This window comes from Cellvibrio polysaccharolyticus (assembly GCF_015182315.1).
Taxonomy (GTDB): Bacteria; Pseudomonadota; Gammaproteobacteria; order Pseudomonadales; family Cellvibrionaceae; genus Cellvibrio; species Cellvibrio polysaccharolyticus.
Genome location: NZ_PRDL01000001.1, coordinates 3548640 through 3573147 on the forward strand (window position 1 = coordinate 3548640; position 24508 = coordinate 3573147).

17 protein-coding genes are annotated in these 24508 nt (G+C 52.0%); 15 read left to right on the forward strand and 2 right to left on the reverse strand.

Annotated features, from left to right (window positions below):
• Positions 1-683 precede the first annotated feature (683 nt).
• The 12 genes from C4F51_RS14980 to C4F51_RS15035 all read left to right on the forward strand — a co-directional run bounded on the left by C4F51_RS14980 (position 684) and on the right by C4F51_RS15035 (position 12174).
• On the forward strand, positions 684-1457 hold the full coding sequence (locus tag C4F51_RS14980) for a GntR family transcriptional regulator (RefSeq protein ID WP_193911146.1): 774 nt from the start codon (positions 684-686) through the stop codon (positions 1455-1457).
• A complete protein-coding gene (locus C4F51_RS14985) occupies positions 1454-3190 on the forward strand; it encodes a fumarate reductase/succinate dehydrogenase flavoprotein subunit (protein WP_193911148.1) in 1737 nt (578 codons plus the stop codon). Before C4F51_RS14980 ends, C4F51_RS14985 begins: the two co-directional genes overlap by 4 nt.
• 16 nt (positions 3191-3206) lie before the next feature.
• The gene (locus tag C4F51_RS14990) at positions 3207-3452 is read left to right on the forward strand and encodes a 4Fe-4S dicluster domain-containing protein (RefSeq protein ID WP_193911150.1); all 246 of its coding nucleotides are present in this window, start codon (positions 3207-3209) and stop codon (positions 3450-3452) included.
• Positions 3453-3564: 112 nt separating this feature from the next.
• Positions 3565-4962, forward strand: coding sequence for an ABC transporter substrate-binding protein (locus C4F51_RS14995; protein ID WP_193911152.1), 1398 nt, complete (start codon positions 3565-3567; stop codon positions 4960-4962).
• Between the two features lie 5 nt (positions 4963-4967).
• The gene (locus C4F51_RS15000; protein WP_193911154.1) at positions 4968-5768 is read left to right on the forward strand and encodes an ABC transporter permease; all 801 of its coding nucleotides are present in this window, start codon (positions 4968-4970) and stop codon (positions 5766-5768) included.
• Positions 5768-6586 (forward strand): ABC transporter ATP-binding protein, encoded by an 819-nt coding sequence (locus C4F51_RS15005; protein WP_193911156.1) that lies wholly within the window; start codon positions 5768-5770, stop codon positions 6584-6586. Before C4F51_RS15000 ends, C4F51_RS15005 begins: the two co-directional genes overlap by 1 nt.
• A gap of 315 nt (positions 6587-6901) precedes the next feature.
• Positions 6902-7870 (forward strand): HEAT repeat domain-containing protein, encoded by a 969-nt coding sequence (locus C4F51_RS15010; RefSeq protein WP_193911158.1) that lies wholly within the window; start codon positions 6902-6904, stop codon positions 7868-7870.
• Positions 7867-8193 carry a DUF971 domain-containing protein gene (locus C4F51_RS15015; protein ID WP_193911160.1) on the forward strand — a complete coding sequence of 109 codons (327 nt, stop codon included), beginning with the start codon at positions 7867-7869 and terminating at the stop codon, positions 8191-8193. The genes C4F51_RS15010 and C4F51_RS15015 overlap by 4 nt, the downstream gene beginning before the upstream one ends.
• 96 nt (positions 8194-8289) lie before the next feature.
• Positions 8290-8727, forward strand: a complete 438-nt coding sequence (locus C4F51_RS15020; RefSeq protein ID WP_193911162.1) for a DUF411 domain-containing protein — start codon at positions 8290-8292, stop codon at positions 8725-8727.
• Between the two features lie 213 nt (positions 8728-8940).
• Complete coding sequence (locus C4F51_RS18370) at positions 8941-10035, forward strand: FUSC family protein (protein WP_193911164.1); 1095 nt, start codon at positions 8941-8943, stop codon at positions 10033-10035.
• A gap of 174 nt (positions 10036-10209) precedes the next feature.
• Positions 10210-11550 carry an amidohydrolase family protein gene (locus C4F51_RS15030; RefSeq protein WP_193911166.1) on the forward strand — a complete coding sequence of 447 codons (1341 nt, stop codon included), beginning with the start codon at positions 10210-10212 and terminating at the stop codon, positions 11548-11550.
• A gap of 33 nt (positions 11551-11583) precedes the next feature.
• Positions 11584-12174: a hypothetical protein gene (locus C4F51_RS15035; RefSeq protein WP_193911168.1), complete on the forward strand. Its 591-nt coding sequence runs from the start codon at positions 11584-11586 to the stop codon at positions 12172-12174.
• Between the two features lie 36 nt (positions 12175-12210).
• On the opposite strand, the gene galE is transcribed toward C4F51_RS15035, so the two are convergent.
• Both galE and C4F51_RS15045 read right to left on the reverse strand, forming a co-directional pair.
• The gene (gene galE, locus C4F51_RS15040; RefSeq protein ID WP_193911170.1) at positions 12211-13260 is read right to left on the reverse strand and encodes a UDP-glucose 4-epimerase GalE; all 1050 of its coding nucleotides are present in this window, start codon (positions 13258-13260) and stop codon (positions 12211-12213) included.
• A 107-nt stretch (positions 13261-13367) separates the two neighbouring features.
• Positions 13368-14084, reverse strand: a complete 717-nt coding sequence (locus C4F51_RS15045; RefSeq protein WP_193911172.1) for a response regulator transcription factor — start codon at positions 14082-14084, stop codon at positions 13368-13370.
• Here C4F51_RS15045 and C4F51_RS15050 point away from each other — a divergent pair.
• The 3 genes from C4F51_RS15050 to C4F51_RS15060 all read left to right on the forward strand — a co-directional run bounded on the left by C4F51_RS15050 (position 14083) and on the right by C4F51_RS15060 (position 24223).
• A complete protein-coding gene (locus tag C4F51_RS15050) occupies positions 14083-15996 on the forward strand; it encodes a sensor histidine kinase (RefSeq protein ID WP_193911174.1) in 1914 nt (637 codons plus the stop codon). The two genes, C4F51_RS15045 and C4F51_RS15050, sit on opposite strands and share 2 nt — an antisense overlap.
• Positions 15997-16210: 214 nt before the next feature.
• Positions 16211-16621, forward strand: coding sequence for a hypothetical protein (locus tag C4F51_RS15055; RefSeq protein ID WP_193911176.1), 411 nt, complete (start codon positions 16211-16213; stop codon positions 16619-16621).
• A 57-nt stretch (positions 16622-16678) separates the two neighbouring features.
• Entirely contained in the window at positions 16679-24223 is a 7545-nt protein-coding gene (locus C4F51_RS15060) for a putative Ig domain-containing protein (protein ID WP_193911178.1), read from the forward strand.
• Positions 24224-24508: the final 285 nt, after the last annotated feature.

Sequence of the window (24508 nt, forward strand, 5' to 3'; positions counted from 1 at the left end):
GGCATTTTTTCGGATGTGCAGGCTTCTTTCAAGACTGCAATAAATCAGGAGCCAAAAGTTCTCTTGGGGCTCATAAAGCCCAAAATGCTAGTTCATCTGGTGCCAGAAATGAAGGGCGGTTACACTGAGCTAGAGCTCCGATTTTTCCGAGAGGCGGCATTGGGGGCGGGGTCTAGCGCAACCTATATGCTAACAAACGAGTATGGACCTTTATCAGATGCCGAAATATCCATTATTGCCAAAAAGCTATAACCAAGCGCAGCAGTCCTGCCGCCGCAAGCTCGCGCCTCTGGGCGAGCCACTAGGCAAAGGTTAGCATGATAATTAAAATATTATTTACAGTAATTTTTGTATCAACGTTATGCTTTGCAATATCAAGAACAAATAACGAGTCATGGCTTACTCTATGGTAGTCTCCCCGAAAACTAGCAGCATTCAAAAGTGGACTTCCCGAAAAAGGTAGGCAGTCAATTATCACCTGAGCCTTTTCCTGCTCCGCCCAGCCAAAGCCAAACCAACCACTACCCAATTCGCCTCATCCAATACCCACCTGATTTTCTCCTGTTACCCCACTTTGGTTATAACCTTGGAACTAAACGTTCCTTCCTGACTTTTTTGCTCATCTCTATACTCGGCTCAACTTGTTATAACAAGTTATAACTTTTCGATTGGACGCTATAACTATGTCGAAGGCTAAATCGCCCAAACTGATTCCTCTGTCTCCGGTTCCGCTGTACAACCAGCTGAAGGAAATTTTGCGTGGGCAAATTCTGGATGGTACCTGGCCGCCACTTAGCCGGATGCCGTCGGAGAATGAATTGGGGCAGCGTTTTGACGTTAGCAGAATCACGGTGCGTCAGGCGTTGAACGATTTGCAGAAGGAAGGGCTGATTTTCAAGATCCATGGCAAGGGTACTTTTGTTGCCAAGCCCAAGGCATTTCAGAACGTCAGCACCCTGCAAGGCCTGGCGGAATCGCTGGGGCGGCAGGGCTACGAAGTTATTAACCGTTTGATCAGTTTTAAAACCGTTGCTGCCAGCAGTCAGGTAGCGCAACGGTTGAAAATCAAGGAAGGCAGCCCGGTTAGCGAGATAAAACGGCTGCGCCTGGTCAACCGCGAACCTGTGTCATTGGAGGTAACCTGGTTACCGCTGGACATTGGCCAGCAACTGGAAAAGGCCGACCTGGTTACCCGCGATATTTTTCTGATTCTGGAAAACGATTGCGGTTACAACCTCGGCCATGCCGAACTGGCGATTGACGCCATTCTCGCAGAAAGCGAATTGACCCGTTTGTTAAAAATAGAAGAAGGCTCGCCCATCATGCGCATCGAGCGGTTAACCCATACCGACGACGGCACACCGATTGATTACGAGTACCTTTATTACCGTGGCGATGCCTTTCAGTACCGTTTACGTATTGATCGTCATCGTACCGACTCTGGAGAAAAGTCATGACCGCTCACATTAACACCGTGGAGCAAGAGTACGACATCGTGGTGATTGGCGGTGGCACTGCCGGGCCGATGGCTGCCATCAAAGCGAAAGAACGCAACCCGGCGTTGCGTATTTTGCTGATTGATAAAGCCAACGTAAAACGCTCCGGCGCTATCAGCATGGGCATGGACGGTTTGAATAATGCCGTTATTCCCGGCCATGCCACGCCCGAGCAATACACCAAGGAAATCACCATTGCCAACGATGGCGTGGTGAACCAGAAAACCGTCTACGCCTATGCGCAAAACAGTTTTAAAACTATCGAGCAACTGGATCGCTGGGGCGTCAAGTTTGAAAAAGACGAAACCGGTGATTATGCAGTCAAGAAAGTGCATCACATGGGTTCCTACGTGTTGCCCATGCCGGAAGGGCACGATATTAAAAAAGTGCTCTACCGCCAATTGAAACGCGCACGCATTGCCATTACCAACCGCATTGTTTGTACGCGGGTGTTAACCGATAGCGAAGGTGCCGCTTGTGGCGTAGTCGGATTTGATTGTCGTAGTGGTGACTTTCATATTCTGCGCGCAAAGGCGGTCATTCTCTGCTGTGGTGCGGCGGGTCGTTTGGGTTTACCCGCATCCGGTTATTTGATGGGCACTTACGAAAACCCGACCAATGCCGGTGACGGTTATGCGATGGCGTACCACGCCGGTGCCGAGCTGGCGAACCTGGAATGTTTTCAAATCAATCCGTTGATTAAAGACTACAACGGCCCGGCTTGCGCCTATGTGACCGGTCCGCTGGGTGGCTATACCGCCAATAACAAAGGTGAACGCTTTATTGAGTGCGATTACTGGAGTGGGCAAATGATGTGGGAGTTCTATCAGGAACTCGAGGGCGGCAATGGCCCGGTGTTTCTGAAACTGGATCACCTCGCGGAAGAAACCATCCAGAACATTGAAACTATTTTGCACAGTAACGAGCGCCCCAGTCGCGGCCAGTTCCACGCCAATCGCAACACGGATTACCGCAAAGACATGGTGGAAATGCATATCTCCGAAATCGGTTTTTGTTCCGGTCACAGTGCTTCCGGCGTGTGGGTGAACGAGAAAGCTGAAACCTCGGTAAAGGGGTTGTATTCAGCAGGTGACATGGCGGCAGTGCCGCACAATTACATGCTCGGTGCCTTTACCTATGGCTGGTTCGCCGGTGAAAACGCCGCGGATTATGTTAGCGAGCGGGAATTTTCAGAACTGGATCAACAGAAAATTGAACAGGAAAAACAGCGCGTTTATGCCCCGCTGTTGCGCGAAGAAGGCTTACCTCCCGCGCAGGTGGAGTACAAATTACGCCGTTTTGTAAATGATTATTTACAGCCGCCCAAAGTGACTAAAAAAATGGAAATCGGCCTGACCCGTTTCCATGCCATTGAAGAGGATATTGAACAAATCAAAGCTAACAACCCGCATGAATTAATGCGAGCCATGGAAGTGAGCTTTATTCGTGACTGTGCCGAGATGGCAGCTCGCGCATCGCTGTACCGCAAGGAAAGCCGATGGGGTTTGTATCACCACCGCGTTGATTACCCGGAGCGTAATGATGCCGAATGGTTTTACCACTGCCACCTGAAAAAAGACGCCCACGGCAATATGGTGAGCTTCAAGAAAGATGTGGAACCTTACCTGATTCCATTGAATGAGTCCGAGCAAGATGCGTATCAGCATTTGCGCCTGAAAGCAGCCAACGGCTGAGCGGAGAACCTGTTAAATGGCACAACGAGCACAGGATATTTTTTTTCGCAGCAGCGCACCGGTAACCGTAGATGAAGACAAGTGCATAGCCCACAAAGGCTGCACAGTTTGCGTTGACGTTTGCCCGATGGACCTGCTGGCAATTGACCCGGTAACGCAAAAAGCGTTTATGCAGTTTGACGAATGCTGGTACTGCATGCCTTGCGAAACCGATTGCCCAACTGGCGCAGTGAAGGTAGAAATTCCTTATTTGCTTCGCTAAAAAGTTCTGCTACCCGAACAACTTTCGGATGCATTTTTGCTTTGACCCTCTCGTAGCCTACCTCGCACACCGGGGCGGAGACGAATCCGATGATGACTCCTGAGAGGAAACCATGCCTTTTTATTCGAAAATTTTAACACTGCTATTAGCATCTGTAGTCAGCTTTACCGCGTCTGCCGAGACCATCCGCGTTGCCCTTGGTACACAGGACACCACCATCAACTGCGCCGCCGGTGGTTTGGTTATTCGTGAACTGAAACTGCTCGAAAAGCATTTGCCGCGCACCGGTAAATACGAAAATGTTACCTACGACATTCAGTGGAAAAACTTTACCAGCGGCGCCCCGCTGACCAATGAAATGGTCGCCGGTAAATTGGATTTTGGCTCCATGGCTGACTTCCCCGGCTCCTTTAATGGCGTTGCCTTTCAGGAAGCAGGCAAGAAAAGTTTGTTTATCAACGTGCTCTCCGGCAGCATCAAGGGCAGCGGTAACGGCATTGTCGTGCCAGCCAGTTCGCAGGTGCAGTCACTGGCAGAGCTGAAAGGCAAAACCATTTCAGTACCCTTCGCGTCTACGGCGCATGGTGTGTTGCTACGCGCAATTCGTGACCAGGGCTGGGACCCGGAAAAAGATGTACGCATTATTGCCCAGGCTCCGGAAATCGCTGGCTCGGCGCTGAAAAGCAATCGCATTGATGCACACGCCAACTTTGTGCCCTTTGCTGATCTTTTCCCCAACCGCGGCTTCGCCAGAAAAATTTTCGACGGTTCACAAACCAATGCACCGACCTTCCATGGCAGCCTGGTTGATGCCGCTTATGCGGAAAAATATCCGGAGATTGTCGTTGCCTATATTCAGGCAACCCTGGAGGCCAACCAATTACTGGCAGCAGAGCCGGAAAAATATAGCGAGCTGATTGAAAAAGTTACCGGTATTGAAGCGGAAGTAAATTACCTCTTCCACGGCCCGCTGGGATTGCAAACTCGTGATCTGACCTGGAAACCGGAATATCGCCAGGCAACCCAAACAGCCATCGACACCTTAAGAAGCATGAAACGCACCCAAAGCGATCTGGACGCAGAGAAATTTATTACCGATAAATACGTTCGCGCCGCCTTTGCGGCATCCGGTATTGATTACGAAGCCGCCTTGAAAAATTATGAGCAATTGCCACTCACGGCCAAAGATCACACGACCGGAGTAGCCATCACTGATACCAAACGTGTAGCGCAAATCTGGGTAAAAGATGAACCGCTGGTGCGTCATTACAGCTCACCGGAAGCTGCTTTCACCGCGTTGAAAGCACTGGAAGAAGAAGGCAAGGCTATACGCGCGGTTTACGCTCAGGCATTTGATAGTGGTATCAAACTGCTGGCAACCCAGGCCTGGTTTGTGGCGGATGAGCAAGGGCAATTGAAAGCATTTTTGTTGAAAGGCCAGGCTGAAGAACATGCAGCAAAAGCTGGTGGCAAAGTGCTGGACTTCCCGTCGGCCAACCAGCAGGGATAATGAACATGCGTTTGGTCAACTATTTTATCAACCAGTGGAAACGCCTTGCCTTGCAGACCGGTGCGCTACTTGCTTGCCTGCTGTTCTGGCAAGTAGCGTCTACAACGAAATTGAATCTGGGCTTCATTACTTTTACCTATGTGCCCACGCCAACCGCTGTGCTTGATGCAGCCTGGCATTTGTTTACCTCCAACAAACTGCTGCCGCACCTCGGCAGCAGTTTGGCACGGGTATTTTCCGGGTATTTTGCGGCAGTCATTGTCGGGATTGCCCTGGGGTTAGTGATTGGGCGTTCACGCGTGGTTGAAGCATTATTACTGCCACCGCTGGAAGTCTTGCGCCCTATTCCCGCCGTTGCCTGGATTCCGCTGGCAATTCTGATGTTTCCATCCTCCGAAGTATCGATGATTTTTATCACGTTTACCGGCGCACTTTTTCCGGTGTTGCTGAATACCATTCACGGGGTGGAAGCGGTAGACAAACGCTTGATCGCTTCGGCAAAAAGTTTGGGAGCTTCACCATTTGCCATTTTGCACGAAGTGATTTTACCCGGCGCTGCGCCGAGCATTATCACCGGTTTGACCATTGGCATGGGCACCTCCTGGTTTTGCCTGGTAACCGCTGAAATGATTTCCGGCCAATGGGGTATTGGTTATTACACCTGGGAATCCTATGTGATTCAAAACTACGCCGATATTGTGGTAGGTATGTTGTTGATTGGTGTGCTGGGCATGGGGTGCAGTTTGCTGGTGCGTCTCGCCGGTAACTTTTTCATTCCCTGGTATTACCTGCGGAGAAATGTGTAATGACGATTGATCACATTATTCCCGGCGAAATTGAGCTGAAAAATCTTTCGATTCATCTGGGTGAAAAGAAAGACCGCTTTCAGGCAGTGGATAGTGTTTCTATCAATATTCAGCCGGGCGAATTTATTTGTATTCTCGGCCCATCCGGTTGCGGTAAGTCTACTTTACTGGGCGCGCTTGCCGGTCATTTGCCGCCGAGTGCGGGCGAATTGCTGGTAGATAACACACCGGTTAAAGGCCCGTCACCCGAACGCGGTATGGTGTTTCAGCAACACACGTTATTTCCGTGGAAGTCGGTTATCGATAATGTTGCTTTCGGTTTGAAGATGCGCGGGTTGGGTAAAGCCGAGCGCGAGCAACAGGCGCAGGACATTATTTCGCTGGTGGGGTTGAATGGCTTTGAGAAGCGCTGGCCGAGTCAGTTGTCCGGCGGTATGCAGCAGCGCGTGGAAATTGCTCGCGTATTGGTGAATCAGCCTCGTTTGTTGTTGATGGACGAGCCTTTCGGCGCGCTGGATGCTCAGACGCGTTTGGATATGCAGCAGTTGTTGTTGGATATCTGGTCGAAGATTCGCACTACCGTTGTTTTCGTGACGCACGATATTGATGAGGCGTTGTTTCTGGCGGATCGCATTCTGGTGATGAGCCCGAGGCCGGGGCGAATTATTGAGGATTTGCGTTTGCAGTTTGCCAGGCCACGTCATACAGACCTGGTGACCAGCAGCGAATTTATGCAACTGAAACGCCATTGTCTTGAGTTGTTACGCCATACTGACGATCAGGTATTTCCAAGATTGTCCCCGTTGGGATTGCCTTGAGTATTATCAACTCGCGATTTAAAAGTGCCAATTTGAAAGTGCCATATGGTCGTCTGGCATCAGGAGCACTACTTCGAAATCGCATAGATACTTCCATGTAGCTCCCGCAAGCCATCCCTGGCTTGCAAGGTTTCGAAGTAGTGCTCCTGACACCAGACTCGTACGCAGCATATATCACGTACAGTTTAAAAATTTCACATCGGCACAATGCGAATTTGGCGTTAGATGTTTGGCTCCAAAACCGGCGAGACGAGGAATGCTAAACAAATATAAAACGCTGTACGTTTTTTTAAAATCAATTTACCGTGAGCCACTATGTTTACCACTGAAACCGACAATGACGATATTCTTCAATTACTGCCCCGCCTTCAGGATGACGATGCCGGTGTGCGGCGTATCGCGTTGATTGCGTTGGCTGATCTTGAAGACCCGGATAGCCTGCCCTTTTTGACCGGTGCCTTGCTGCACGATGTCGATGCCGAAGTGCGCTTTGAAGCGGCGCGCCTGCTGGAAGCCTGGGAAGAAACCGAGGTAGTTTCTGCGTTGTGTACCGCGCTCACCGATACCAGCCAACAGGTGCGTGGGGCAGCAGCACAAAGTTTGAGCTTGTTAAAAGAGCCACAAAGCGGCCTGGTTATTTTGCCCTGGGCTGAACATGCCGATGAACAGGTTCGTCAGAGTGCCTTTCGTGCACTGCGAGAGCTACGCTTGCCCGATAGTAGCGGTGCAGCTATTCAGGCATTGCAGGATACCAGTGCCGGTGTACGCCGCGAGGCGGTGGGCGTATTGGGTTGGTTGAAGCACACTGAAGCCTTGCCCGAGCTCGCCCGACTGGCGAGCAGCGATGCCGATATTGAGGTAAGACGTGCCGCCGTTGGCGCACTGGCGTTTGCCAGCGATGAGCAAACCTTGCCCGCGTTGCAGGCAGCGCTGACTGATCCGGAGTGGCAAGTGCGTGAAGAGGCCGCAAAAACCTTGGGTAAACTCGCGCATCACCACAGCGGTGAAGCGTTACTGGCTGCATTGCAGGATGATTACTGGCAGGTGCGTTTGCAGGCTGCTCGTGCTTTGGGCAAGTTGCGGTATTTACCGGCACTTGAGTCGCTGTTAATAACCTTGCAACACAGCATCAGCAATTTGCGAAAAGAAGCAGCGCTGGCGTTGGGTGAACTGGGCAGTGCGCAGGCTATTCCGGCGTTGCAGCAAGCCGGGCAGGATGGCGACCCGGAAGTGAGAAAGGCGGTGCGCATTGCCTTGCAACAATTGGCACAGGCATCATCATGAATGCATTGAGCCAACCGGCCCCGCAAAGTATCCGCAATGAGCCGGCACAACAGCAAGTAAGCCTGGTGTGGAGCGACGGGGAAATCTCGTCGCTCTCGTGGTTATTGTTGCGTAGCGCTTGCCAGTGTTCCGGCTGCCGCGCCCGGCGCCTGAAAGGTACTATTTCATTGCTTGACCCGGATATCCGCGTAACCGCCATCAATAATATGGTGTACGGCATCCAGCTGGTGTTTAGCGATGGTCACGAGCGCGGTATTTTTCCCTGGTCGTATTTGCGCCAGTTATCCGGCTTCAAACCTGACGCGCCAGCAGCTTTGGCGTGATAAGTTGATGGATGTCATTCCCTCGCGCGGGGTTCTGGTGAATAATGGCGTCTTTGATCCGCCCGGATAAAGATGCCATTTTCCAGGATTCCTGCCATGAAATACCCCGCTATTTTTTCTGCCCTGTTTAGCCTGTTATTCAGCACGTCGGCGTTGGCGTCGGAGCTGCACGCCGATGTGCATCGCGATGCGTTTTGCGGCTGCTGCAAGGACTGGATTGTGCATCTGGAAAACAACGGTTTTACCGTGAATGACCAGGTGGAAAGCAATATGAATTCCATTAAAGAAAAACTCGGCATTGCACCGGCGTTGCGCTCTTGCCATACCGCTGTTATCAACGGAAAGTTTTTTGAAGGCCACGTTCCTGCGGATGCGGTAAAAAAGGTATTGGCCGATGACGATTTAATCGGCGCCGCCGTGCCCGGTATGCCGGTCGGTTCGCCCGGTATGGAAATGGGCGACCGTCAGGATAAATACGATGTTGTCGGCGTCACCCGCGATGGCAAAACCAAAGTGGTTGCCAGTTATCCCTGACCTCCGGCTTGCCGCTGTAACACCGCGTGGTTTACAGCGACGCAACAAGCCTTGCTCTGCCGTGGCGATTTTCAGCCATACTCACTACACCCTGTCAGTATTCCGCGTGCTGCTGCAACCTCTGCATTGCTGGCGACCGACCCGCCAATGCCGCCGCTTTAACAAGCAGCCATGCACTGACAGCTTCATGCAACCGTTAATGGATTTTGCGCCGTGTCACCATCGCCTTTGAGAAAAACCCGCCGCGTATTGCGGGAACAGTGGCAACAATTGATCACCTTCAATGCATCGGATCGCCGCTGGCAGTTGCCCTTTACCGCAGCGTTGGCGGCCGGGCTGCCGATGCTGATTGCGGCCATTCTCGGCCATATTCAGTTTGGTCTGGCGGCATCACTGGGCGGCATGGTGTTTTTGCATGTCAGCAAAACGCCGCTGTCTCATCGCATGATTCGCCTGATGACCTGCGCCTTCGGCATGATCGCCTGTTATGCCGTGGGGACTTTCTGCCAGTTTGTGCCGCTGTCGATTATTCCGGTGATTACCTTTACGGCGGTCGTGGTCACCATGATTGTGCGCTATTACGATATAGGCCCGCCGGGCTCTTTGTTTTTTGTGATGGCGGTGTCGATTGGCGCTTACACGCCCATTCCTATTGAACGCTTGCCGATGATGGTGGGTTTGCTCAGCCTCGGCTGTATTCTGGCGGTGTTTCTGGCGTTTTGTTACAGCCTGTATATTTTACGCATTGAACCAGCCAACCCTGCGCCGGTGATTCAGTCCCCCGCATACAACTACGTTATTTATGATTCTGTCATTATTGGTGGCTGTGTTGGCGCCTCATTATTGCTGGCGCACCTGCTGCAAATGGAACGCGCGTATTGGGTACCAATCAGCTGTGTGGCTGTTATTCAGGGCGCATCACTGCAAGCGGTCTGGTCGCGACAATTACAGCGGGTGCTGGGCACGGCGTTGGGTATCTGGCTGGCCTTCGGTTTGTTGTCTTTACCGCTGAACCCGATCAGCATTTCATTTTTAATTATGCTTCTCACCTTTTTGGTCGAAATGCTGGTGGTGCGCCATTACGGCATTGCCGCGCTGTTTTTCACTCCACTCGGCCTGCTGCTGGCTGAAGCAGCAACACTCAGCATGGGCGGTGATTCATCAGCCATTGCCGAAGCCCGTTTTTACGATACCCTGCTGGGCTGCGCGATCGGATTGCTCGGTGGCCTTCTCATTTACAACCAGCGCTGCCGCCATTATCTCATGCCCAAATTACGCCGCCTGATTCCTGCCCGCTCCATGTCATAACAGCGCATGGAGTGGCTGCGACATTAACCCGTGGCTTTTATAAAAAATTCCGTTAACGTTTTTTTAAATTCTCTGTAAACGCTGCGCCTGCACTTCTGGCACAGAATATGAATTATCCGTGTACCCGAATCATTACGATTGATTATTCAACACTGGATAAAATAGAGAGAACGCATGAAAACACGGATAACAACGCACCTGCTCCCCTTATTGCTGGCTTTGTGCCTGCCGGTATTCGCCAATGCGGCTGCTGAAAGTAAAACAGTCACTGTTTTGAAAGCGGCACATTTACTGGATGTAAAAACCGGCAAGCTGGTGGCCAACCCGCAAGTCCTTATTGAAAACGAACGCATCACCGCGATTGGCAACAATATTAATGTGCCGGACAACGCTGAAATTGTTGATCTGGGTGATTACATTTTATTGCCGGGATTTATTGATGCGCACGTTCATCTCGCCGGTGGTGGCGGTTTGAATGCCGGTGTCGCCCGCGGTGCATTGCGTGGCGCCTACAACGCAAAATTGACCTTGAATACCGGTTTTACCACGGTAAGAAGTATGGGCGGCGCAGCCTTTTCCGGTATTGCCTTACGCAATGCGATTAATGACGGTGATATTCCCGGCCCGCGCTTGTTTGATGGCGGTGCGATGTTGTCGGTTACCGGCGGCCATTGCAGCGGTCAACCATCGTCACCGGACAATATTACCGAGAGCCGTTACAGTGCCAACAGCCCGGATGAATTTCGCCACAAGACGCGAGAAATTTTTAAATACGGTGCAGACTTTGTAAAAATTTGCATCACCGGCGGTTTTGTTAGCGGCACCGACCCGACCAGTGTGCAATTTACCGAAGAAGAAGTACGTGCTGTCATTGAAACTGCTCATGCGCTGGGCAAAAAAGTGGCGGTGCACGCTTATGCACCCGAGGGTGTAAAAATTGCGTTGAATGCCGGTGCCGACTCTATTGAACACGGTTCATTACTCGACGATGAAAATATAAAACTTTTCAAGAAAAGCCCGCACTCGGTATTGGTGCCCACACTGGCCGTATTCGGAACAGCACTGGAACGCGCCGAGCGAGTGGGCATTACGCCGCTCACCCGTGAACGTTTAACCCATGTTTTATCCGTATACAAAGACAATATTCGTAAAGCCGTTCGCGCTGGCATTCCGATTATTTACGGCACGGATGGCCCCGCAGGCAATAACACCAGTGAATTTCCATTGCTGGTTGAAGTCGGCTTGTCACCCCTGGAAGTCATTCGTTCCGCCACATTGCATGCGGCAAAATTTCTCGATGCTGAAAAAGATATCGGCTCCATTGAAGTGGGCAAGTATGCAGACATTGTTGCGGTAAAGGCAGACCCCACACAAAATATTGACGTACTCAGCTATATTCCCTGGGTGATGAAAGGCGGTGTTATTTATAAAGATAAACGCGGCGAAGAAAAACCGGTGGCGCGCTTGCCAGCAAATATAAAGGACCGTTTGGCATCCGCCAACTTAGTGAGATAGACTGAACGCATCATTCACAGCAAGGACGCTGCTATGTTGCGATACATCTCTCCCGTTTTTTGCTTTCTCGGCTTTTGTCTATTGCCTGGCGGGTCACCACCGGCGCAGGCCAACAATTCCTGTGAATACCACCAACAGCGGCTTGACAGTTATAACCAGAAGCGACGCGCCGGTGGCAGCAGCCGTCAGATGAATGACTGGTTGCGCAAACGCAATTATCACCGCTCACAACTTGCCGAGTGTATCCGCACTGCCCGCTCGCAGAATATTCAAACAACCGCTGCGCCTCGCCAGCGCCGTTACGATGATCGACAATCAGAAATAAAAATCACCGCCACCGATGCAAGGGTTGTTCGCTTGTATCAAACCTGCAATTTCTGGATTCGCGAGCACAACCAGCACGCCACGGGCGATACGCTGGCGCAGCGCAATGCGGCTTGTCGCATCGCAAAAAATGCCGAACGCGAACCACCGCCCACAAGCAGCGATACACCGCTGCATTCGCGCACGCTGAAAGATTGTGTAAAACCGGGAAATTTAATTGATAACGAGGTGAGCGCCTGCCTGCAAGGTAAGCTGACGCCGGATTGGAATAAGGAGAGTATTAATGAACCTGCACATTAATGCAGGTTCTGAACGCTCAATAAGCTGACTGACCAACTAACTCTCATAGCCTTGCGGATTTTGCGATTGCCAGCGCCAGGCGTCTTGCATCATGCGCTGCAAGTCGAATTTTGCTTCCCAGCCCAGTTCCTGTTTGGCTTTTTCAGCATAGGCAAAACAGGCAGCAATATCACCCGGGCGACGCGGTGCAATACGATAAGCCACCTTGCGACCCGATGCGGCTTCAAACGCGGCAACCATTTGCAACACCGAATAACCGGTGCCCGTGCCGAGGTTGTAGGCGCGGCAACCGTCACCGCTTTTATCCAGACCTTGCAAGGCTGCCACATGGCCTTTGGCCAGATCAACCACATGAATGTAATCGCGTACGCCGGTGCCATCCACGGTGTCGTAATCATCACCGAAAACGCCCAGCTCTTTTAATTTGCCAATCGCCACCTGAGCAACGTAAGGCAGCAGGTTGTTGGGAATGCCCGCCGGGTCTTCACCGATGCGACCGCTTTCGTGAGCGCCCACCGGATTGAAATAACGCAGCAAGCTGATGTTCCATTGATTGCCCGGCGCCGCTGCCAGGTCGCGCAGAATGTCTTCCACAATTAATTTGCTGCGGCCATAAGGGTTGGTAGCCGAGGTGGCAAAACTTTCGTCAATCGGCACACTGACCGGATCGCCGTAGACCGTTGCCGATGAACTGAAAATCATTTTCCAGACGTTGTTATCAGCCATGACTTCGGCCAACGTCAGGGTGCCAGCAACATTGTAGCGATAATATTTCAGCGGAATCTGACTGGACTCACCCACTGCTTTCAGCCCGGCAAAGTGCATCACCGCCTGAACCTTGTGCGCGTTGAATACCGATTGCAGGCGTTCGCGGTCGTTGATGTCGACTTCGTAAAAAACCGGTGCAACACCGGTAATTTCTGTCACGCGTTTGAGCGCTTCATATTTGCTGTTACAGAGGTTATCAACCACCACCGGCAGATAACCGGCTTCAATCAATTCCACACAAACATGGCTGCCGATAAACCCGGCGCCACCGGTTACCAGTATTTCCGGACGGTTGGCATTGGAGGAGAAACTGCTCATCAATAGCATCCTGTTCTATTCAGATAGTTGTCAGTTCAATCAAGGCAGCATTCTGCCATATTCCGCCCGCCAACAACCTCGATAAGTGCAAACCTGGTGCAGCTTTATTACCAGCTTTTATCACTGGCGCGGCGGTTGCCCTCGAAGGTGTAACCTTTGTTGCGCAGAGTATGAATAGGAAGGTTGAGCCCGGTTTCTTTTTTGGCTTTGCTGCGCAAGCGGCTCAAAATACTATCCAGCCGGCGAGTGTCATCCTGATGACTGCCTGGCGGCAGGCATTCACATAAACGATCACGGCTGACCGGTTGTCCGGGTTGTTCCAGCAGCGTTTTTAACAATAAGGATTCAGTAACGGTGAGCGCCACACGTTCGGCATTGGGACAGATCAACTCAAGACTCATGGCATCCAGCCGCCATTGCGCCAGCGTTGAAGTTTCCAGCGACGGCTGGCCGCCGAGGCGCTGTCCAAGGTGATCAATGGTAACTTTAAGTTCACGCAAATTGATCGGCTTGATCAAATAAGCGTCAGCACCGGCACTGATTCCGTCAATACGGTCTTCCACCTGACCGCGGGCTGTGACCATAATAATGCCCAGTTGCAAGCCGTAGGTTTTGCGAAGCTCCCGTGCGACATTGAGCCCGTCACCGTCGGGCAAGGTCAGATCCAGCAACAACATGTTCCAGTGCTCATAGCGAAGCGCCTGTTGCATGTCGTGTACATTGCCAACACCACTCGCTCGATATTGACAAAACAGTAAATAATCGACAATTTCTACCCGCAGATCGGGATTGTCTTCAACAACAAGAATACGGGGAGTGGGCATGCGAGAAAGCCTTGCGCGTTATGGAATGTTTATTATTTCTCTAACGGCCTTTTTGTTATGTCATCCGGTTATGGCAGCAGCACCGGTTGCGGTACCCGATGTTCGCCTCTCCAGCCTGTCACTGCTTCCTTACACAGAAATTTTTGTTGAAAAAAACGACAGCATGACAACTAGTTTAGAAGAATTGGTGGCTGCAGACCAGTCTGGTCATAGCTTTTTTACCTGGTTTGAGGACCATAACTTCTCTTTTGGTTATACCCCCAAGGTTCACTGGTTTCGCTGGACGCTTCAACCGAATGCCAATACCGAAGGTGAATGGTGGTTGCAAATCAGCCCCACCTTCCTGGATTCGGTGGATCTTTATATTCCGCAAGCCAATGGTGAACACCGGCATTTGCGTATGGGCGACCATGTAAGACCCGCCAACCGCCCGATGCTGGCAAGGCATTTTCTGGCACCGCTGGATCTCTCCAGCGATAGCGGCGGCACCTATTATTTGCGTGTGCAAACCTCCAGCACCCTGACACTGGGGCTTACCTTGTGGGACCCGCAGGCCTACGCCTACACCCTGACCTTCGAGAATATGCTGTACGGGCTGCTGTTTGGTTTGATCCTGGCGGCGATGGTGGTGAGCCTGATCAGCGGCTTGTGGATGCGCAAAACCTTTTACTTCGCGATCACCGCCTTTTTGTTTTTTAACGGCATGATGCATTTCTGTATCAATGGTTACGACCAGATATTTTATGACCAGAATGGCAACTGGCCGGATCGCATACTGGCGTGCGGCATCTTCGCCTCCGGCGCCGCCGGGGTTTCCATGTCCATGGTGTTTATCCAGCCACGCAATTTTTTCCCGCGCTTTTCGGTGATGATGTGGGGCATCGCCATTTTCAGTGCACTGGGCGCGGTGGTCAGTCTGCTTGGCGCACCCCTGCCGTCTGTTGCGGCTATTGGTGGCATTGTGGTGCTGGTCAGTGTGCTCACCCTGACGCTGATTATGCTGAAACACCGCTTTGTGCCATCGCTGTTAATGCTGTTACTGTTCGGCCCGGGGATAGTGACGCTGAGTTTTCAAATGGCGAGAAATTTTTCACTACTGCCGATGAATTTCTGGACCACGCACGTGTGGGCCTTCATGACCATTTTGCAGGTGCCTTACATTGCGCTGGTGGTAATGCTGCATTTACGCGCCCAGGAAAAAGCTTTTCTTAGCGAACAGCAAAAGGCCAAGCTGCACCGCGAGCTGTTCAGCATGGTGGCTCACGAGTTGCGCACCCCGCTGGCGGTGGTCGGCTCGGCCATTACCAATATCCAGCTGCAAACCCAGGACTCTCACCCGGAACTGGCACCCCGCTTTCAACGCACCCACCTCGGGCTTGCCCGCATCAACGCCCTGATTGATAACGCGCTGGCAGAAGACCGCCTGTTAAATCGCGATATGCCGTTACAACTGCAGACAGTTTCGCTGAAGCGGATGATCGAGCAGGTTGAGGATTTACGCCCCGTTGAAGCGCCTCATCATCTGCACCTGGATTTCCCGGAGGAGGACATTTATCTGGACGTTGATCCCCAATGGTTTGGTCACGCGCTGATCAACCTGCTGGACAATGCGATCAAATATTCACCGGGTGGCGGGCTGATTGTTATCCAGGCCGAATGTCAGCCACAGCACTGCCAGATTCAGGTGATCGACCACGGGATCGGGATTCCGGAAGGAGAAACCGACCGGATTTTCGACAAGTTTTACCGGACAGATAACGCCCTGAAGATGGAAGGCACCAACGGCATGGGGCTGGGCTTATTCATTGTTCATACCGTCGTTTCCCGCCATAACGGACAACTGCAATACCGCGCCAACCCTGCTGGTGGCGCGATTTTCACGATTATCCTCCCCCGCAAAAACGGTGTTTGACGCACCGTTCCCTCGCTGCAAGAAATTGCAAGAAAACGCAATAAAATGCGACACGCCACCTGATTATACTCAGCAACAAGTAGTGAACTGAGTCACAGTTTTCTATCTGTGGCTTTTTGCCACCCGAGTTGCCGGAAGAGACGTATTGCCGGTCGTCCCTCTGGCGGCCCGCCTGCGTCGAACGGCTTGTTTTTCACTCTTGTTCGAGCCCGTTATGACGTTATCAAGACCTTCAAATCCGCCCTCGGCGAAGCGGTTGATTGCTGCATCACTGTTGCTACTGGGTACCGCGTTTTCAACCACCGCATTCGCTGATGAAGCCTGGCAACAAACCGTAGTGGATATTGCCGGTGTAGAAAACTACTTCCGTGAGCATTGCATGATGCTGGAAGCAGGACAAACCATCAGCTACCGCTACCAGTCCATTTATCCGCTGGATTTTAATATTCATCACCACCCGGATAACAACACCATATTCCTCTACAACGAAGAAAACCGCACCAGCTCGCGCGGTGAATTCCACGCAGATAACAAAGACCATTTCTGTTTTACCTGGACCAATAAGGTTGAACGTGGTGGCGAGGAATGGAGTGTTGTTCTGGATTACCAGGTGACCAACCAATAACAAATCGGTGTCTTTCCTCAAGACATTGTCACGTTTAACTTCAGGAATTTGTCAGCTATGAAAGCAGACTTTATTCGCAAGTACCGCGCTGTTTTAACAGCGGGATTGGTACTTGTGGCCACCCTGGCGTCAGCCCAGGCATCAGCCGTGCATTTTCGAGGCGGCTCGATAACCTGGCAGACCAAGGATATTGACGGAAATGGAGGTCAGAACGATGTTGTTTTAACCGTAAATACGGCATGGAGCCGTAGTCACGACAACATATCGTTTCAGACCAGCCCTAATCTTGCCTTTTCAAAAGTAGGTAACGATGAGCTCGTTTTCGTTAATGGGACCAACCTTAACGATGCCGATTACACTTTAAAGACCACCATCTTTCACGCACTGAACCTGGATCCCAATACCGCTTATAGCGTGGTATTTGGCGGAGGTAACAGGATCAGTACTCTGCGAAACAATGCCAACGGTTCATGGCGGATTCAAACCCGTATTTATCTGAATGACAACAATCTTGCCCCCAAGATTGATATGCCAATTGTGATGGATGTGCCGCAATTCCAACTGAACGGAACCACACGTCTGACGGACTGGAATTATCAGTTAAGCTCTACCGATCCCAACGCAGACAAACTGCGTTATCGTTTGGCTAACACCGACGAACTGGGCGGAAATGCCTCCTACACGAATCCGGTCGGGCTTGCGATAAACCCCAATACCGGTGTTATTACCTGGGTGGGCTCAGGCAATATGACCGCCGGTTTATACAGCGCCGGTCTCGTTGCTGAAGACGTTGACGAAAATGGCCAGATGAAATCCAAAACCCATGTGGATTTGATTTTTAATCTGGTGCCTAAAGCGCAGATTACTTTCAACAACTCGGGCAGTATTCCGGAGACACGTAACGTAATTGTGGAAAAGGGGGAAAGTTTTTCCTTTGCAATCACCGGCACAGCGATTGATACCCAAAGCCTGGGAACCATACAAAGCTCCCTCGCCGAAGTTACTCCTAACAACTACACGTTTACCCCCGGCCCGATGGGTTCAGGCCTCGACCCTGGTGCTTACCCGATCACTTTTGAAGTGCGCGACAACACCACGACACGCAGCAATAATTATTTGGGCCTGACCTTTATCGTGCCCGATCCGAATGCGCCGCGTGTTCGTAATCTCGAAGCAGATCGGGTTGTTTACAACGGAGCCCAGCCGATTCGGGTCGACCAGAACCTCAACGCGACAGTGACAGATGCCAACACCACGGATTTCCAGGGTGGCATGCTGAAACTGAACGTTACGTTTACGGATGGTCAACTGGAGATGTTGAGTGTTGACGCCGTTGGTAACGGTACCGGCGAAATCAATCGTGTCGGTGACACTATCTATTACGAGGGTAATGCCTTTGGTACAGTGCACCCGACCTTGAACGGGCTTGGTCGTGCATTACAAATCAATTTTACCGGCCCCACCGATATCGCTGCATTGCAGGCACTGGTTCGCACGCTCACCTACCGCGATACCTTTGCCCTGCGCTCCGAGGGTGACAGAGCGCTGTCGTTGTATGTTCGCGACCCCGATGGTCTTAGCACCTTCAATGACTTCTATGTCTACGTCGAACCACATCCGGATCGCGGCGATTACTCCGGCGTCCCCCTGGAAGCAGCCAACACCATCACGCTGGTAGAAGGCGATGCAATTGCATTGAGTAACGAAAATATCAGCTACGCCGACCCGGAAGATGATCCTATTACCTTCACGGTTAGCAATGTTACTCACGGCCGCTTTGCGCTGGTGAGCGCTCCCAATGTCGCCATCACAACCTTTACCCAGAACGACATCAATCTGGGACGTATCGCGTTTGTGCATGACGGTAGCAAAAATGCACCTGCGTACGATCTGGTTGCCAGTGATGGCACCAACAACACCAGCCCCAGTGCCGGTGATGTGAATTTTACCGCGATAAGCAACCAGACGCCGGTATTCACCAACTCGCCTGCTGCCACCATCGTTGAAGGTGCAACCTATACTTACACCCCCACCATTACCGATGGTGATCCCCAGGATACGCACTCTTTCAGTATTACCAACCGGCCTGTATGGGCAACGTTTGATCCGGCAACCGGCACCCTTTCAGGAACGCCGACTCGCGCCCATGTGGGAACCGCCAGCAATATCACTATCCGTGTGCTGGACAGCGGCGGTCGCGCTGCAAACCAGGGCCCATTCAGCATCACCGTAACTGCTGCGCCGGATACCGATGGCGATGGTGTACCGGATCATGTGGAAGCGAGCGAAGGCACCGATCCTAACGATCCGGAAGACTTCCCGGATACTGATGGTGATGGCGTACCCGACTACGTAGAAAATTACATTGATTTCACCGACCCGAACGATCCTGATGATGTAAAAGATTCAGACGGTGACGGCGTACCTGACTATGTGGAAGCGGCAGAAGGCACTGACCCCAATGACCCAACGTCATATCCCGATACTGACGGTGACGGCGTACCGGATTATGTTGAAGTTTATGTGGATGGCACAGATCCGGATGATAAAGACTCGGTTCTTGATACTGACGGCGACGGCGTACCCGATTATGTGGAAACCGAAATCGATAACACCGACCCGAACGACAAGGATTCTGTAAAAGACAGCGACGGTGACGGTGTTCCTGATTATGTGGAAGACCAACAAGGTACTGACCCGGCCGACCCGACTTCAGCCAAAGACACTGATGGCGATGGCGTACCCGACCATATCGAAATTCTGAATGGCACCGACCCGGAAGATGTTGATGATTTCCTGGATACCGATGGTGATGGAGTACCGGATTACGTTGAAGTTAATGTTTACAGCACCGATCCGAACGACAAAGACTCGGTAACCGACAGCGACGGTGACGGTGTACCCGACTATGTAGAAAACAAAGACGGTACTGACCCGAACGAGCCGACGTCATTCAAGGATAGTGATGGCGACGGCGTACCCGACCATGTTGAATTACTGGACGGTACTGACCCGAACGATCCGACTTCCTACAAGGATACCGACGGTGACGGCGTACCGGATTACGTAGAAGTTCATGTCGACAATACCGACCCGACCAACAAACGTGACTACAAGGACACCGATGGTGATGGTGCGCCTGATTACGTAGAAGTTCAGCAAGGTACTGATCCGGAAAGTGGTGACTCTTTCAAAGATACGGATGGTGATGGTGTACCCGACATCGTAGAAATACTGGATGGCACCGACCCGACCAGACGCACATCTTTCCGTGATACAGACGGCGACGGCGTGCCCGACTATGTAGAAGCTAAAGACGGCACCGACCCGAATGACGCCGATGCATTCAAGGACACTGACGGTGACAAGGTTCCGGATTACGTTGAAATCGTCGATGGCACTGACCCGACCGATCCCAAGTCTTACAAAGACACGGATGGCGACGGCGTACCTGATTATCAGGAACTGCGTGATAACACCAACCCGCGCAGCCCAACGTCTTACAAAGACAGCGATGGCGACGGCGTACCTGATTACGTAGAAACGCAAACTGACGGCACCGACCCGAATGATCCGACTTCATTCAAGGATACTGACGGCGACAAGGTTCCGGATTATGTTGAAGTGGTAGACGGTACCGACCCGACAAATCCAACGTCTTACAAAGACAGCGATGGCGATGGCATTCCGGATTACGTTGAAATAATCGACGGCACCGATCCCGGCGGCGATGATTCACTGACCGACACCGACGGTGACGGCGTACCGGATTACATCGAAATTGCCGATGGAACTGATCCAACCGACCCGACCTCGGCAAAAGATAGCGATGGCGACGGTGTGCCCGATTACCTAGAAGTACGCAACGGTACTGACCCGAACGACCCGACATCTTACAAAGACACCGATGGTGATGGCGTACCGGATTATGTCGAGATTCATGTCGACAATAGCGATCCGGAAGACAACCGTGATTACAAAGACACGGACGGCGACGGTGTACCTGACTACGTAGAAGTTCAGCAAAACACTGATCCGGAAGATGCCGAGTCTTTCAGAGACACGGATGGCGATGGCGTACCTGACCTGATCGAGATACTGGATGCTACTGACCCGACAGATCCGACGTCATACCGTGATACCGACAATGACGGTGTACCTGACTATGTGGAATTACATAACGACGGTACAGACCCCACCGATCCGACCTCTTTCAAAGACACCGATGGTGACGGCGTACCTGACTATGTTGAATTGGTAGAAGGTACAAACCCGAACGATCCGAAGTCTTACAAAGACAGCGATGGCGATGGCATCCCGGACTACATTGAAAACCGCGATGGCACCGACCCGGGTGGTAACGGTTCGATCACTGACACCGATGGTGATGGTGTGCCGGACTACATTGAAGCTGTCGATGGTACTGACCCTAACGACCCAACGTCCTACAAAGACCGGGATGGTGACGGCGTACCTGACTATGTTGAAGTGCGTGAAGGTTCATCACCTACTGATCCGACACGTTACAAAGACAGCGATGGCGATGGCGTACCTGACTACATCGAAATCCGCGATGGTACTGATCCGTTCAATCCACGCCACTACAAAGATAGTGACGGTGACGGCGTGCCTGACTATGTAGAAGTTCAGCAAGGTACCGACCCGAACAATCGCACGTCTTTCCGAGATAGCGATGGTGATGGTGTACCGGACTTTGTTGAAAGCATCTTCGACAACACTGATCCGCAAAACCGTCTGTCGGTAAAAGACAGCGATGGTGATGGCGTGCCCGATTTTGTTGAAGGTCTGGATGGCACAAATCCGCGAAATCGCACCTCCTTCAAAGACAGCGACGGTGACGGCGTACCGGATTATGTTGAAGTGCAGCACGACAATACTAATCCGAACGATCCGCGCTCCTTCAAAGATACCGATGGCGATGGCATTCCGGACTATGTTGAAAAACAACAAGGCACCAACCCGGATGGCACTGATCAGTTCCTGGATAGCGACGGCGATGGCGTACCGGATTATGTAGAACGCGCGGAAGGCACAGATCCGTTTAATCGCAATTCCTTCAAGGACAGCGATGGCGACGGCGTACCTGACTACATCGAAACCCATGTTGATAAAACCGATCCGAACAATGCCAATGACTATGCCGATATGGATGGCGACGGTATTCCGGATTATCGCGATACCGACAATGACAACGACGGTATTTCCGATGAAGACGAAGGTCGTGCCAGCAATCGTGATACCGACGGCGACGGCATTCCGGATTATCTGGATCTCGACTCCGATAACGACGGTATTCCGGATGTGATCGAAGGCAATCGCGATTCTGATGGCGACGGTATTCCGGATTACATCGACACCGACAGTGATAACGACGGTATTCCGGATATTCTCGAAGCAGCAATCAGCGTGAAACTGAGCGGTAAGGACACAGATAAAGACGGCATCGACGATGCTATCGACGTGGACCAGACCGGCGGCCCGGACGCGAATGGCAACGGCATTGATGATCGCTTTGAACCGCGTGACACCGATGGTGATGGCATCCCGGATTATCGTGACAACGACAGCGACAATGACGGCGTACCGGATCGTCTGGAAGCTGACATGATTCCGCTCAGCGGCACTGACAGTGATGGCGACGGTATTGACGACTTCCTCGATGTTGATCAGACCCGTGGTCCGGACCGCAATGGCAACGGCATTGATGACCGCTTCGAACCGGTTGATACCGATGGCGATGGCTTGCCGGATTATCTGGATCGTGACAGCGACAACGATGGTATTGCTGACGGTGTTGAAGCCGGTGCATCCGGTCGTGACAGCGATGGCGACGGTATTGATGACGCCTTCGACGTAGACCAGACCGGCGGTACCGACGCCAACGGTGACGGCATTGACGATGCTGCCAGACTGCGCGACAGCGACGGTGATGGCATCCCCGATATGCGCGACCTCGACAGCGACAACGACGGCATCTTTGATGTGATCGAAGCCGGCTTGCCCGATGCCAACAACGATGGCATGGCGGACGGCGGCATCATTATCGATAACCCGCGCGATACCGATGGCGATGGCATTCCTGACTATCGCGATACCGACAGCAACAACGACGGTATTCCGGATATTGTTGACGCCGGTTACGCCGACCTCGACAAAGATGGTGACGGACGCATTGATGACATCACCGATAAAGACGGCGATGGTATTCCGGATGTTGTAGACAATGATGTTAATGGGTTCGGCGGCAGCCTCGACAGCGATCGCGATGGCATCCCCGATGCGATTGATCAGGACGATGACAACGACGGTATTCCGGACTGGATTGAAAATGGTTTCAGCTCACCATTTGAAACCGGCCCGGATCGCGACACCGATGGTGACGGCATCCCGGATCGTCTGGACCTGGACAGCGATAACGACGGCATTCCGGACATTATCGAAAGCGGCATTCGCTTCCTGCTGGACGCTGACGGTGATGGCCGTATCGACAACTTCGTTGACAACGATCGCAACGGTTTGCACGACGCCATTGATTTACTGCTGGCGATTCTCGACACCGATGGCGATGGCATTCCTGACTTCCAGGACCTCGACAGCGATGGCGACGGTATCTGGGATCTGATTGAAGCCGGCTTGCCAGCTTCACTGGATGCCAACAACGATGGTCGTATTGATGTGTTTGTTGATATTGACCGCGACGGCATTGCCGACAGCGTTGACGGCCATGTGGTTGGTGGTACTAACGGCAAACCACCGGTACTGCTCGACAGCGATGGCGATGGCATTCCGGATTATCTGGACACCGACAGTGACAACGACGGTTTCCCGGACTCCATGGAGCGCGGTGATTACAACAACGATGGCATTCCGGATTATTTGCAAAAAGATTCCGGTGAACTGAAAACTGCAGTGAAAGGATCCGGCTCCATGCAAATCGGATGGTTGGCTCTGCTGGCGCTTGCCGCGCTGGCCAGACGCCGTCAACTCAAAGCACGGTCTTTAAAAACCGTAATGGCAGTGAGCGCGCTTGGCGCGCTCACTGCCGCACCGCTGGCACAAGCTGACAATTGCGATTTTGATTTGTCACGCTGCTGGTACGCCGGTGCTGGTGTGGCTATGTCCAAACTCAGCCCCGAAGGTGAAGTTAATGGCTGGTACAACGACGATGACAGCAGCAGCGGTTATTTCATTCACGTAGGCCAGCAGCTTTCTGCGCGCTGGTTCTGGGAGCTGAAATACACCGATGCCGGTGAAGCGGGATTGACCAACTACAACCCGGCCATGACCGCAGCCCTGCCGGACGCCGCCATTGAGTACACCGTACCCTCATTGATGGTCGGCTTCACTTTCTGGCAGAAAAATGCGTTCAGCACTTACGCCAAAGCCGGTGCTTCGTTTATTAAAACGGATGCAACGGACAAGCGTATTGGTCAGGCTCGTCAAACCTCAACGCAACTTGCTATCGGTATTGGTGCGCGTTATCAGTTTGCTGAAAAATGGCATGCGGACCTGACGCTCGACAGTTACGACAGCGATGCCCGCGTGTTAATGCTGGGGGTATCCCGCCGTTTTAACTGGTAATGGCTGTTTAATAGCACGTCATTTGCAAACAAAAGGCTCCGCATAACGCGGGGCCTTTTTTATTTCTGATCACCTGCACGCACCCACCTCCCCCACCCGCAAAATAACCTTATGTGCTGAATACTCAGTCCGCATACTGACACCGAAAATCCGGCAACGTTGATAAGAAAAACATGCAGAAGGCAAGTAATGTTTGGAACGAAGACAAGCAATCAACGCTAAAGCTGAGGATGTAATACCGGAAGATTTTTTAGAGGAATAGCAGAGAGGTATTTATTGCAGTTA